This is a genomic window from Archangium violaceum (assembly GCF_016859125.1).
Taxonomy (GTDB): Bacteria; Myxococcota; Myxococcia; order Myxococcales; family Myxococcaceae; genus Archangium; species Archangium violaceum_A.
Genome location: NZ_CP069338.1, coordinates 1,875,223 through 1,887,681, shown reverse-complemented (window position 1 = coordinate 1,887,681; position 12,459 = coordinate 1,875,223). Strand labels below are relative to the sequence as shown.

The window sequence follows — 12,459 nt, the reverse complement described above, 5'->3', positions numbered from 1 at the left end:
CCCTACTCCTCCCTCAGCGCCATCGCGGGGTTGGCGCGCGACATCTTCCAGGACGGGTACAGGCCCGCGAGCGCCGCGGCCGACAGCGCCAGCACCAGGGCCTGGGTGAGCACGTCTCCCGACACCAGCAGTTGCAGCGTCCACCCGAAGGAGCGCTGGTTGATGACGTGCACCAGCACGTACGCGAGCGCCACGCCGAGCGGCAGGGAGAAGAGCCCCGCCAGCAGGCCCAGCAGCCCCGTCTGGAGGGACACGAGCCCCCAGAGCTGGCGCGGCGTGAGTCCCGTGGCGCGCAGGACGGCGAGCTCCCGGGCCCGCTCGAGCTGGAGCGCCATGAGCGCGCTCAGCACACCGATGAAGGCCACGCCCACCGCGAGCAGCCGCAGCACGTGGGTGATGGTGAAGGTGCGGTCGAACACCTCCAGGGATGTCTCGCGCAGCGCGCGGTTGGAGCGGATGTCGAGCGCCTGCACGTCGCCGGCGCGCTCGCGCACCCGGGCCACCAATTCATCCACGTCCTGCCCGGGAGCGGCGTAGAGGGCCACGCCACTCACCCGAGGGTCATCGAAGTGGCGCAGGTACGTGTCACGCAACATCAGCACCGTGCCCGTGTCGGAGCCATAGTCGAAGTACACGCCCACCACGCGGAAGCGACGGGGGCCCTTGTCCGTCGCGAGCTCCACCGTGCCGCCCACGCCCAGGCGGCGGTGGAAGGCGAGGGGCTCGGAGACGAGGACGGCGTCCGGTGCCTCCAGTTCCTTCCATACGCGCTCCGGGTTGCCCTCCTTGAAGCGGTAGGGGCGCACCGGGGTTTCGCCGAAGTCCACCGCGCGCACGTCCGTGGGCACGCCGTCCACGCGCACCTGCACCGTTCGCAGGGTGCTGCTGCTGGCCACTCCGGGCGTGGCGCGCACCTGCTCGGCGAGCCCTGGCGTGAAGGTGGCTCCCCCGCGCCGGGTGACGAGCGAGGGCGGGGACACGTAGACATCCGCCTGCAGCGAGGACTCCAGCCAGGCGGCCACGGTGCCGCGGAAGCTCGTCACCATCAGTCCCACGCCCACCGTGGTGGCCACCGCCACCATCAACGCCGCGAGGGCCACGGCGGTCCGGCTGAGGCTCGCCGTCACGCCTCGCGCCGCCATGCGCCCCAGCAGTCCGAAGGGCCGTCCCAGCGGACCCGCCGCCACGCCCGCCAGCAGCGCCGTCAACCAGGGCACCAGCAGCGCCGAGCCCAGCAGCACCGAGAAGAGGCCACCGTAGGCGGGGAGCAGCTCGGGGGAGGGCAGGGACAGCAGCCCCACGCCCAGCGCGAGCACGAGCAGCCCCAGCAGCGCGAGCCGTGGAGCCCTCCCTCGCGACGTGTCCTCCAGCGTGGAGCGGCGCAGCGTCACCGCGGGAGCCGAGCGCGCGGCCTCCCACGCGGGCAGCAGCGCGGCGGCGAGCGTGGCGCCCAGGCCCAGCAGCACGCCCTTCATCAGCGTGAGGCTCTCCAGCGAGAGGCCCCGCACGCTCACCACGAGGTACAGGTCGTTGAGCGTCCGGGTGACGAGCTCCACCAGCCCGCGCCCCATGAGCACGCCCAGGAGCAACCCCGCCAGCGTGCCCACCATCCCCAGCACCGCCGCCTCGCCGAGCACCAGCGCGAACAGCTCCCGCCGGGTGATGCCCACCGCGCGCAGCCGTCCGAGCTGCTCGCGCCGCTGCACCACCGAGAAGGTCATCGTGTTGTAGATGAGGAACGTGCCCACCACGAGCGCCAGCAGCGACAGCGCGGTGAGGTTGGTGCGGAACGCCCGGGTCATCTGCTCCACCGCGTTGCCGCGCGCCCGGGGCCGCACCACCTCGGCGCCCTCGGGCAGCAGCGGGCGCAGGCGCTCCAGTTGGGACTCGCCGGCCTCACCACCCGGCAGCTTCAGGTCGATGCGCGAGAGGCGCCCCACCTGGCCGAGCAGCTCCTGCGCGGTGGAGATGTCGGTGAGCACCAGGCCCTCCATCGCCCGGGCGCTGCCCTCGTCCTCGGGCTGGAGCAGCGCCACCACGAGGAGCTGCTTCGTCACGCCCTCCACGCCCACCGCCAGGGCGTCTCCGGCGTCCACCCCGAGCGCCTGGGCCGTCCGCCGCGTGAGGATGGCGGCGCCGGGCCGGGTGAGGAAGGTGCCCATGTCCACCGTGCCTCCGCCTCGCGGCACGTAGGAGCGGAAGGGGGCTTCGGCGAACGGGTCCACACCCAGGACGGTGAGGGTGCGCAGATCCCCGCTCCTCGCGCGCACGTAGCCTTCCACCACGGGGGCGGAAGCGGGCGCGTCGGGGAGCAGGCGCAGGTCGCGGTACACGGACTCCGGCAGCCCCGCGGGCCCACCGACGAGCTGATGGGTGGCGCGGCCCGCCACCGTATCCGTGGAGCGCTCGAAGGCGCGCATGGCGCTCGCGTTGGCCAGGTCGATGGACACCACCACCGCCACCCCGAGCGCGATGCCGAGCAGGGACAGGGCGGTGAGCCACGGGTGGCTGCCCAGGTGGCGCAGGCTGGCGCGGACAAGGAGGCGCTGTTTCACGCGCGGGCCCCCTGCTCGACGAGCTGGCCCGCCTCCATCTTCAGCACGCGGTCCGCGCGCGAGACGAGGCCCGGGTCATGGGTGACGATGAGCGCGCAGGCCTTCTCCTTGCGCGTGAGGCCCTCGAGCAGGTCCAACACCTTGCGTCCCGTCTGCTCATCGAGGTTTCCGGTGGGCTCGTCGGCCAGCAGCAGGGGCGGGGCGTGGGCGAGCGCGCGGGCCACCGCGACCCGTTGCTGCTCACCACCGGAGAGCCGATCCGGGAAGCTCGTGGCCCGGTTGCCCAGGCCCACCGTGTCGAGCAGCTCGCGCACGCGTCCGCGCGACTCGGGGCCCTCGCGCCCGGTGAGCTCCAGCGGCAGGCGGACGTTCTCCTCCACCGTGAGGGTGGGCAGCAGGTTGAAGGCCTGGAAGATGAAGCCGATGCGCTCGCGGCGCAGCAGGGTGCGCTCGTGCTCGCTCAGGGTGACGAGCTCGCGGCCGTCGATGCGGACCCTGCCTCGCGTGGGCAGGTCGATGCCACTGATGAGGTTGAGAAGCGTGGACTTCCCCGAGCCGCTGCGGCCGAGCAGCACGACGAACTCGCCCGCGTGCAGGGTGAGCCGGACGTTGGAGAGCACCTCTCGAACGGCATCGCCCTCGGCGTAGGACTTGGAGACGTCGTGGAGCTCGACAACGGGCTGGGCGGGGGGCATGCGGGGCAGTGCCTAATCGATGCACGCGTCCCGTGCACGTTCCGTGTGCAGGACAGGTCCTCGCCAGCCTGCCTTCCATGGTTGCTGCGGGAGGCGCAGGCGGTCGTCCTGGACGTGGCCACCGATGAGGCCCTTCGGGATGCGTCGCTGATGCTCCAGCCCGGCCGGACGACACCCCAGACCGGGGTGTGCGCGCGTGCGCGGCGGCTCGATCGGGAGAAGTAGGCGTGGCAAGGCGCTTCGCGGTCGATTGGGCGGAAGTCGCGCGTGAGCTCATCGTCCGTCCCTGGCGCATCATCTCCCGCGTGGGAACGGCTCGTGTGCTGGTGCTCGCGGTCCTGGATGGGAGAAGGGACCTCGAAATGAGGGCTTCCCCTGGACAGGAGTAGAGCAAGCAGGGAGGCGTACTCTCTTGGGTGTGGTCACGTCCCTTGCGGACTGGAATGCCCTGGCTTTTTGTATTGTCTCGGACGTCCCCCAACTACTTGTACCTGCTCCTTCGCCCGGAGGAGTAGAGGAAGACGCGCGCAGATGGACATCCAGCAAGAGCTTCAGCGCATGGGCCCCGGCGACCACCTGTGCCTGGTGTACGAGAACGCCACGGAGCAATGGGACGCGGTGGTCCCCTACATGGCCCAGGGGCTGGCTCGTAACGAGGCGTGCCTGTACGTCATCGACGACCGGAGCCTCGATGAAGTCCGGCAGGCCTTCATCGCCCGCGGGGTGGATGTCGACGCGCATCTGAGCTCGGGCCAGCTGATCTTCGCCACCAAGCGCGAGGCCTATCTGTGCTCTGGTGCGTTCGACCCGACGGCGATGATCTCCTTCCTGGAGCAGACGGCCCGGCAGGCGCTCGCGGCGGGCCGCACGGGCTTCAGGGTGACGGGCGAGATGACGTGGGCCCTGGGCCACGAGTGCGGGTGTGACCGGCTCATCGAATACGAGGCGCTCCTGAGCAACTTCTTCCCGGGAAGCCACGCGTCGGCCATCTGCCAGTACAGCCGCAAGCGCTTCAGCGCGGACATCATCCGCGACGTGCTCCGCACGCACCCTGTCGCCATTCTCGGCCATCAGGTGTGCCCCAATCTCTATTACGAGTCGCCCGCCATGGTGCTGGGCCAGGGCTCCACCGAGCAGCGCGTGGAGTGGATGATCCAACAGCTCCAGCGTTTCCGCTCCGCCGAGCGCAAGCTGGAGCGAGCCGTTCAGGCCCGCGACGATTTCCTCTCCGTGGCCAGCCACGAGCTCAACACGCCACTCACGTCTCTCAAGCTGCACATCCAGTCCCTGACGCGCACCCTGGGACGGGGAGACCTGTCGTCCTTCTCGCCCCAGAAGATGATGGGGGTCATCGACAGCACGGACCGGCAGCTGCGCCGTCTGTCGCGGCTGGTGTCCGACCTGCTCGACGTCTCCCGCATCCATGCCCACAAGCTGACGCTCCACCTGGAGAACGTGGAGCTGTGGGAGCTCGTGGCGGACGTGGTGGACCGCATGTCGGGGGAGTTCGCGCGCGCGGGCATGCGGCTCGACATCGCCCCGGGTTCTCAGGTGAAGGGCTTGTGGGACCGGGGCCGGCTGGAGCAGGTGGTGATCAACCTCCTGTCCAACGCGCTCAAGTACGGCGCGGGCAGGCCGGTCCATGTCGAGGTGTCATCCGATGGGGAGCGGGCCCGGCTGTCGGTGAAGGACCAGGGGGGCGGGATTCGGGAGGAGGACCGCGCCCGTATATTCGAGCGCTTCGAGCGGGCCATCAGCGCCAACGAGGCCAGTGGCCTGGGGTTGGGGCTCTACATCGCGCGGGAGATCGTCCAGGTCCACGGCGGGACCATCTCGGTGGAGAGCCGGCTCGGGGAGGGCTCCACCTTCACGGTCACCCTGCCGCTGGACGCGGAGGGCTGAGCTTCGGGTCGCCGGACGGGGCGACCACCCCGCGTATCCGGTCGAAGAAGCTTCCCACCTCGGAGGCGAGCAGCGGCCCGCCCTTGTCGCGCGGGATGATGTGGAAGCCGGTCGTCAGCGAGATGAAGCGCACCTGGGGCGAGGCGGTGAGGCCGCGTGCCAGTACCTGGCCTCCCTCGGGGTCCACCACATGGTCCTGCTCGGCCACCGCGACGAGCGTGGGGCTGCGCACCCGGTGCAGGGCGCTCATCGCCGCGTCCTGCAATTCCCACATGTCCTGCAGCCGCGCCGAGGGGAAGGCCGGGAGGATGGGCGCCTCCGCCAGCACCTCCGGGTCGGAGAGGTCCGTGCCCGACTTGAGCACCCACGGCTTCACCCGCTCCAGCAGCCCGTAGTGCCGCAGGCGCTTGAGCAGCCACATGTGGGGCCCCTTGAAGCGCACGGCGGGAGCGACGAGCGCCAGCCCGTGCACCCGCTCGGGGTAGTCCGCGGCGAGCCGCAACGCCAGCAGGGCCCCCATGGACAATCCCGCCACGAAGGTCCGCCGGTAGTCACGCAGGGAGAGCAGGGCCTGGGCCGCGGCCCGCGTCCAGTCCCGGTGGTCCACGTTCAGCAGGGCCTCGGGGGTGGAGCCATGGCCCGGGAGCTGGATGGCCCGGACGTAGAGGCCTCGCGCCGCCAGGGCCTCGCCCAGGGGGCGCACGTCCCAGGGGCTCCCGGTGAAGCCGTGCAGCAGGAGGCAGGCATCGTCTCCCCGCCCCAGTTCGAACGGCGCCGTCTTCTCCGGATCCATCCGCTGTGCTCGCACCGTCCCTCAGTCTAGTCACGGCGGGCGTCTGGCGGTATGCCCCCCTCCCATGTCGGATACTCCTCCCAAGCCCCCCGATGTCCCCTTGCAGATTCAAATCGATGATGACGTGGCCAACGGCCAGTACGTGAACATGGCGCTCGTCAACCACACGGAGACGGAGTTCACCCTGGACTTCATCTACGTCCAGCCGCACCAGCCGCGTGCGAAGGTGCGCTCGCGCGTCATCCTCAACCCCAAGCACCTCAAGCGCCTGATGGCGGTCCTCCAGGACGGCGTCGCCCGGTACGAGGAGCGCTTCGGACCCATCGTCCTCTCCGACGACGGCCGTCCCATGCACTGAAGCCGTTCCCGCCCGTCAGGAGCACGGGCGGGAGGCCTCGGACACGACCGGCTCCGGCTACCAGTTGTAGCGGGAGAGCACGGGGAAGTGGTCGCTGGTGGTGTTGCTGTAGTTGGAGATGTACGAGTCCACCCGGTACGCCTGTACGGAGCCCGAGACGTAGGACGCCTTCAGCTCGTTGGTGACGAGCTGGTGGTCGATGGCGTCCGGGTAGCTGGCGGTGGTGGCGATGCGCGCGTCGGACAGGGCCTTGGTGGGGAAGGAGTAGTCGGCCGGGTCGTCCACGAAGTTCTTGTACGGGGACGCCTTGCCGGAGGTGATGGAGGTGTCCACGTCGTCGTTCCAGTCGCCGAACACCATCACCTTGGTGGCCGGGTACGTGCTGTCCAGGTAGCTCTTGAGGGCCCGCGAGGCGTTGTAGCGGCGCTGCCAGCTCGTGGAGTCGTCATAGGCCTTGGCGTGCCAGACGATGACGACGATGTCCTCGGTGTGGCCGTTGAGGCTCACCCGCAGCTTCGCCTCGAGCGGGGGCCGGCCGGCGAAGTCGCTGTCATACGAGGTGAGGATGACGCGGGCGCTCACCAACGAGGCGACGCTCGTCTTGTAGAGGATGCCCACCTTCTGCTCGCTGGAGCTGTAATACGCGCTGCCGTTCGTCACGGTGGCGTCGTTGGCGAGGAAGCCCGCGTAGCCGGTGAGCTGCGACTTGAGGTTGTTGAAGCTGGTGGTGCTCACCACCTCCTCCAGGCCCCAGATGTCCAGGTCGGCGCCCTTGATGACGTCGCGAGCGTTGGAGAGCTGCAGGGACTCGTTGGTGGGGCCGTTGGAGGTGGAGCCGAACCACTCGATGTTCCAGTTGCCGAAGTCGAGCGTGGAGGCGCTTCCCCGGGCGGGGATGGTGACGGCGTCCTCGCGCGTGGCGAGCTCGGATTCGGAGGTGGGCTCCTCGGCGGGGCCACCACACGCGGTGGCGAGCGAGGCGAGCAATAGCAGGGACAGGCGCTGACGGGACATGGGCGCACATTGCGGGCTGTCCAACGGGCGGCCAAGCCAAGACTCGGTAACACCTCCGCTGGCCACATGGCGGGCCGCGTCGGAGTCCGGATGTTGCCGGGGGGACAACACCATCCGGATGCTGGCCTCCGGCACCGGGCCGGCGCAGACTCGGTGGTCTCGTGCGAACCGTCGTCCTGCTCCTCGCCCTGCTCGTCCTGCCCGCCCCCGTACGTGCCGCCTGCCCCGAGGAGGGAGTGCAGGTGTTCCCCATGCCCGGCGCGGTGGTACCCACCAATACGCGCTTCCTGCTCGAGGGCCTCGGCTCCTTTAGAGCGCGGGTGGCCGACCTGCCGGGCCGCATCCTGCGGCTCCAGACGGAGGGCCATGAGGTGGAGGTGCGCATCCAGCGGGGCTGGACGAGCTCCCTCGGGCGCACCACGGTCGTCCTGCGGCCCTCGAGCCCGCTCAAGCCGGGCCGCGTCTATACGTTGCGCCTGGATGACGTGCTGCCCGGGGCGAAGGTGCTCAATGGAGGAGGTGCCTCGCAGCCCGAGTGGCACAGCGGCCGGGGCCAGGACGTGGCGCGTCCGCGCTGGCTCAAGCAGCCCGCCGTCAGCGAGGGCCTCTTCCGCCGCACCCGCGACGGCACCGAGCGCTTCGTCAAGCTGCGCATGTCCCTGCGCGAGGACAGCCCCGCCTACGTGGTGGTGACGCTCTGGCGCCGTCGCGAGGACGTGGCGCCCCAGCACTACGTCACCCCGCTGCACGACGGCGTGGCGCTCGTGGGGCACTCGGCCTGTGGGGGGGCCTTCGCCCTGGAGGAAGGGCGGAGCTATCGCGCGAAGTTGGAGGTCTTCGACGCGGCGGGTAATACAGCGCCCGCGGTGTCTCCCCTGCAATTCGAGGCGCCCGTGGCGACCCAGGAGAATCCATGACGGTGGATGTGGAGAAGCTGAAGGAACGGATGGTCGAGTTCATCCATGCGCTGCAGGACGACATCTGCGGCGCGCTGGAGCGGCTCGATGGGAAGGCCCGGTTTCGAGAGGATCCCTGGCAGCGTCCGGGAGGCGGGGGTGGGCGCAGCCGCGTGTTGGAGGACGGGGCCGTGCTGGAGAAGGGCGGCGTGAGCACCTCGGTGGTGTTCGGCGAGCTGGAGGAGTCCTTCGCGAAGAAGCTGCAGGGGGAGGGGCGCACCTTCTGGGCCGGGGGTATCTCGCTGGTGCTCCACCCGCGCAATCCGCACGTGCCCACCGTGCACGCCAACTATCGCTTCATCCACCAGGGCGGGAAGGCCTGGTTCGGCGGTGGCGCGGACCTGACGCCGTACTACCTCTATGAGGAGGACGCGGTGCACTTCCACCGCATGCACAAGGAGGCCTGCGACCGGCACGACCCGGCGTACTACCCGCGCTTCAAGGACGCGTGCGACAAGTACTTCTACCTGCGTCACCGCGAGGAGTCGCGCGGCGTGGGAGGCATCTTCTTCGAGAACATGGGAGGTGACCTGGAGCGCGAGTTCGCCCTCGTGCGCGATGCCGGCCGGGCCTTCCTCCCCGCGTACCTGCCCATCGCCGAGCGGCGCAAGGACACGCCCTTCACGGAGGCGCAGCGCTTCTGGCAGGAGGTGCGGCGCGGGCGCTACGTGGAGTTCAACCTCGTATGGGACCGGGGCACCACCTTCGGGTTGGAGACGAAGGGGCGCACCGAGTCCATCCTCATGTCCCTGCCGCCGCAGGTGCGCTGGCGCTACGACTACCACCCCGCTGCCGGTTCCGAGGAGGCGAAGCTGGTGGAGGTGCTCCGCAATCCGCGCGACTGGGCCGGCACCCGGTAACGAGGAGGTGGGTCCATCGTGGAGAATCCCGTTTCCGACAAGCCGCGCATGGCCCCCTGGAAGAAGGTGGCGCTGGTGGTGGCGGTGCTCGCCGTCCCGTGTCTCATGGCGGTGGCCGGCGGCGTCTTCTACTTCATCAGCCGCCAGTATCCCCCGCGGGACCAGGCCCTCTCCAACGAGGCGCGCGTCAACGTGCTCCGCCTCTGTAGCGACGTGCAGTCCTACCGGGACGAGCACGGCGTCTTCCCCACCGCGGGCCCGGTACCGAAGGAGGTGCCGCGAGGCGGCAAGGCGGTGCCCTTCGTGCCGGACGAGAACCTGAAGCACATCGGCTTCGAGCCCGGCGAGCGCGTCCGCTACCAGTATCAGGTGGTGGTGCAGGAGACGCCCCTGGGCGAGGCGGAGGTCACCTGCTACGCGCGGGGTGACCTGGATGGAGATGGCCAGGTGTCCGTCTTCAGCGTCACACTGGATGCGAATGGGATGACATCTCCAGTGAAGGTGGAGCGGGAAGAGGAGTAATCAGGGGGGCCCCAGGCAACCTGGCCGCCGCCCGGACGACAATCCAGGTGATGAGCCACGCCGGAAACATCACTGGAAACATCACTGGAAACACAAAAGGAGGGCCCGGGAGCCCCCAGGGCCAGGTCTCGCCCCGCTCCTCCGAGGGCGGCCTCCCGGGCCGTCCCGACAGGTCGGGCCCTGGTTCCGGTGCGGCTCGCGAGGAGAAGACGCGCATCGGCCGTGCGCCCACCCAGCCGGAGCTCCCTCGGCCGGGTGGCCAGCGTGAGCCGAAGAGCGAGGCGAAGGAGGCGAAGAGCGACGCCAGGACTGGCATCTGGAACTTCGCCCAGGATGGACTGGAGATGGGAGGCCCACCCCGCTCCGGTAGGACGCGCGAGGGCAGGTCCTCCGGTGTCTTCGAGGGCGCCCGTTCCACGAGGGAGGGCTCCGGCTCCACCCGTGCGGTTCCCGAGCGGTGGGAGGGTTCCGCTTCTCCCGCCCATCCCACGGAGACTCCGCGCACCACGGAGACTTCGCACAAGGGGGACGGCTTCGTTCCGGTGCCCGTGATGACTCCGGGAGGCCCGGAGGCGCCCGAGGTCGCGAAGCCCCTGGACGCGAAGCCCCTGGAGGAACTGCTGCCGGAGTTCCCCGAAGCCATCGGCCAGGAGTCGCTCGCTCACCATCTCGACGAGGAGCTGCGCTTCCTGGGCGCGGAGCTCCGGCCCTCGCGCCTGCCCCCCTCGGAGCGCGCCGCCCGCCTCTGGGCCTTCTTCATCGCCTATGCGCGGGCGAACGCGAAGGATCCGGCGGGCCAGAGCGCCGCGGGGCGGGAGCGTTTCCAGGAAGTGCTCACCCGGCATGGCTTCGGGGACCTGCGGGATGTGGACAGCGGCCGGGATGGGGTGGAGGTGGCCCTCGAGTTGCTGGAGGCCCGTTCCCCGGAGGAACTGAAGGCGCGGCTCTCTGGAGTCCGCATCGAGCCCCGGCCGGAGCGGCTCTCCTCGGAGGTCTTCCTCCCGGTGGTGGAGGCGCATCACCTCGCGCGCCCCGACTCTCAGGTCGCCGGGACGCCCGTTCTCCAGGAGCAGAAGGACAGCCCGTTCGAGGCCCCTCCAGAGCGTGCGCCCCCACCGGCCGTGCAACCGGGGCTGGTTCTCCCGGGCGTGGCCCTGGCGGCTCAGGGCGTGGCTCCGAACCCGGAGGACATGCCGGCTTCGGGCCTCGAGCGCCGGGGTTCCCGCGGGCGTCTGGGCCCCCATATGCTCTGGAATGCCCTGCACGGCCTCCGGGACTCCCCGGAGGACAGCTCCCTCCTTCAGGAGAAGTGGAGCCAGGCGGCCTTCGGGGCCGTCATCGCCCTGGCGGGTGCGGCACTGTTGGTGGGCATGCTCGCCAGCCTGTGAGGCCGCCCACCGGTGAACGTTCACCCCCCATTTCAGAATGCTTGGGGCTGGGGGCGCTCATGCTAGGGTGGCGCACCCTTGGCCACCGACGATCTCACTCTCGTCAAGCGCGTTCGTGATGGAGACCAGCGCGCCTTCAAGCTCCTCGTCGAGCGATACCAACGCAAGGTGTATGCCGTCGCGCTGGGAATGCTCAAGGACAAGGAAGAGGCGATGGACGTCTCGCAGGAGGCGTTCGTCAAGGTCTACAAGTACCTCGACCACTTCAAGGGCGACTCGTCCTTCTACACCTGGCTCTACCGCATCACCGTCAATATCTGTATCGACGTGATGCGTCGGAAGGGAGCTTCTGGCGGCGAGACCGAGGAGTTCGACGAGTCCGTCGCCACCGATCTGTCCGAGGCCCGTATCGGCGCGCTCGGCAGCCGGTTGGGCACCAACCCCCAGAAGAGCGCCCTGCGCCGCGAATTGGCGGAGAAAATCCAGGAGGCCCTCGCGGCCGTTCCTGAGAAACACCGCGCCATCCTCCTGCTGCGCGAGATCGAGGGCATGAGCTACGAGGATCTCTCCCGAACGCTGGAAATTCCCAAGGGAACGGTGATGAGCCGGCTCTTCCACGCGCGGGCCAAGGTGCAGAAAATCCTCAGTGAATACCTGGAGTTGGACGAGGCCAAGAGCGGGGTGGGCAGTGAGTGACTGGGACTGGAATATCGCTCCCGTGCTGCCGTCCAACCTCCAAGTCCCCCATTACACCGGGTGAGGAACATGGCCGGAAATCCCGCGTGCGAGCGCTTCGTCCCACTGCTGTCTCCCTATATCGACGGGGAAGTGTCCCCCGCCGAGCGCGTCAACGTCGAGCGTCACCTGGCCGCCTGCCGTGACTGCGCCAGCCGGGCGGCGGATCTGCGCGCCGAGTCCGCGCTGCTGCGCGTGGGGCTCGAGATGGCGGTGGACGAGGTGGACTTCAAGGACTTCACCCAGCGCGTCATGGCCCGGGTGACGCCCGAGCGTCCGCCCCTGCTCGAGCGGCTGCGCATCTCGTTCTCCGAGATGTTCCTCTACCACCGCACCGCCATGGTCTCCTCGCTGGCCACGGCGGCCGTGCTGGTGCTGGTCCTCGTGCCGCTCCTGGCGAGCCAGAACGACGCGCCCATGGGCTACGGCGCCGACCGGATGCGGGTGCGCGCCGTCCGGGCCTCCGAGGGCGCCAAGGTGGCTCCGGTGGTGCTCGAGTCCGATGATGGCAACACCATCATCTGGATGATGGACCAGGACTCGCAGCCGGCGCACGATGCCTCGTCGGCCCAGCCCCAGGGCAGGCCCGACGACGACTCGGACGAGCTGGACGGGGAGCCGGTGAAGAAGAAGAAGGACCCGGCCCAGCAGGTCGATCCCCCCAAGGGAGGAGAGCTGTGA

General features: G+C 69.7%; 12 protein-coding genes. 8 read left to right on the top strand and 4 right to left on the bottom strand.

Annotated features, from left to right (window positions below):
* Window positions 1–2 precede the first annotated feature (2 nt).
* Window positions 3–2,555 carry an ABC transporter permease gene (locus JQX13_RS07970; RefSeq protein WP_203408447.1) on the bottom strand — a complete coding sequence of 851 codons (2,553 nt, stop codon included), beginning with the start codon at window positions 2,553–2,555 and terminating at the stop codon, window positions 3–5.
* A complete protein-coding gene (locus JQX13_RS07965; protein WP_203408446.1) occupies window positions 2,552–3,250 on the bottom strand; it encodes an ABC transporter ATP-binding protein in 699 nt (232 codons plus the stop codon). The genes JQX13_RS07970 and JQX13_RS07965 overlap by 4 nt, the downstream gene beginning before the upstream one ends.
* 531 nt (window positions 3,251–3,781) lie before the next feature.
* Between JQX13_RS07965 and JQX13_RS07960 the strand changes: the two genes are divergently transcribed.
* Window positions 3,782–5,152 carry an MEDS domain-containing protein gene (locus JQX13_RS07960; RefSeq protein ID WP_203408445.1) on the top strand — a complete coding sequence of 457 codons (1,371 nt, stop codon included), beginning with the start codon at window positions 3,782–3,784 and terminating at the stop codon, window positions 5,150–5,152.
* On the opposite strand, the gene JQX13_RS07955 is transcribed toward JQX13_RS07960, so the two are convergent.
* Window positions 5,124–5,945, bottom strand: a complete 822-nt coding sequence (locus tag JQX13_RS07955) for an alpha/beta hydrolase (RefSeq protein ID WP_203408444.1) — start codon at window positions 5,943–5,945, stop codon at window positions 5,124–5,126. The two genes, JQX13_RS07960 and JQX13_RS07955, sit on opposite strands and share 29 nt — an antisense overlap.
* A 64-nt stretch (window positions 5,946–6,009) precedes the next feature.
* Here JQX13_RS07955 and JQX13_RS07950 point away from each other — a divergent pair, with 64 nt between their 5' ends.
* Window positions 6,010–6,303, top strand: coding sequence for a DUF3467 domain-containing protein (locus JQX13_RS07950; protein WP_203408443.1), 294 nt, complete (start codon window positions 6,010–6,012; stop codon window positions 6,301–6,303).
* Window positions 6,304–6,360: 57 nt separating this feature from the next.
* On the opposite strand, the gene JQX13_RS07945 is transcribed toward JQX13_RS07950, so the two are convergent.
* Entirely contained in the window at window positions 6,361–7,317 is a 957-nt protein-coding gene (locus JQX13_RS07945; RefSeq protein WP_203408442.1) for an endonuclease/exonuclease/phosphatase family protein, read from the bottom strand.
* A 161-nt stretch (window positions 7,318–7,478) separates the two neighbouring features.
* Here JQX13_RS07945 and JQX13_RS07940 point away from each other — a divergent pair, with 161 nt between their 5' ends.
* The 6 genes from JQX13_RS07940 to JQX13_RS07915 all read left to right on the top strand — a co-directional run bounded on the left by JQX13_RS07940 (window position 7,479) and on the right by JQX13_RS07915 (window position 12,459).
* Window positions 7,479–8,234 carry a hypothetical protein gene (locus tag JQX13_RS07940; RefSeq protein ID WP_203408441.1) on the top strand — a complete coding sequence of 252 codons (756 nt, stop codon included), beginning with the start codon at window positions 7,479–7,481 and terminating at the stop codon, window positions 8,232–8,234.
* Window positions 8,231–9,133 carry an oxygen-dependent coproporphyrinogen oxidase gene (gene hemF, locus JQX13_RS07935; RefSeq protein WP_203408440.1) on the top strand — a complete coding sequence of 301 codons (903 nt, stop codon included), beginning with the start codon at window positions 8,231–8,233 and terminating at the stop codon, window positions 9,131–9,133. The genes JQX13_RS07940 and hemF overlap by 4 nt, the downstream gene beginning before the upstream one ends.
* Window positions 9,134–9,151: 18 nt before the next feature.
* Window positions 9,152–9,655 (top strand): hypothetical protein, encoded by a 504-nt coding sequence (locus JQX13_RS07930; protein WP_239014606.1) that lies wholly within the window; start codon window positions 9,152–9,154, stop codon window positions 9,653–9,655.
* 50 nt (window positions 9,656–9,705) lie between these two features.
* Complete coding sequence (locus JQX13_RS07925; RefSeq protein WP_203408439.1) at window positions 9,706–11,043, top strand: hypothetical protein; 1,338 nt, start codon at window positions 9,706–9,708, stop codon at window positions 11,041–11,043.
* Between the two features lie 78 nt (window positions 11,044–11,121).
* Window positions 11,122–11,739, top strand: coding sequence for an RNA polymerase sigma factor (locus JQX13_RS07920; RefSeq protein ID WP_203408438.1), 618 nt, complete (start codon window positions 11,122–11,124; stop codon window positions 11,737–11,739).
* 69 nt (window positions 11,740–11,808) lie between these two features.
* A complete protein-coding gene (locus tag JQX13_RS07915; protein WP_203408437.1) occupies window positions 11,809–12,459 on the top strand; it encodes an anti-sigma factor family protein in 651 nt (216 codons plus the stop codon).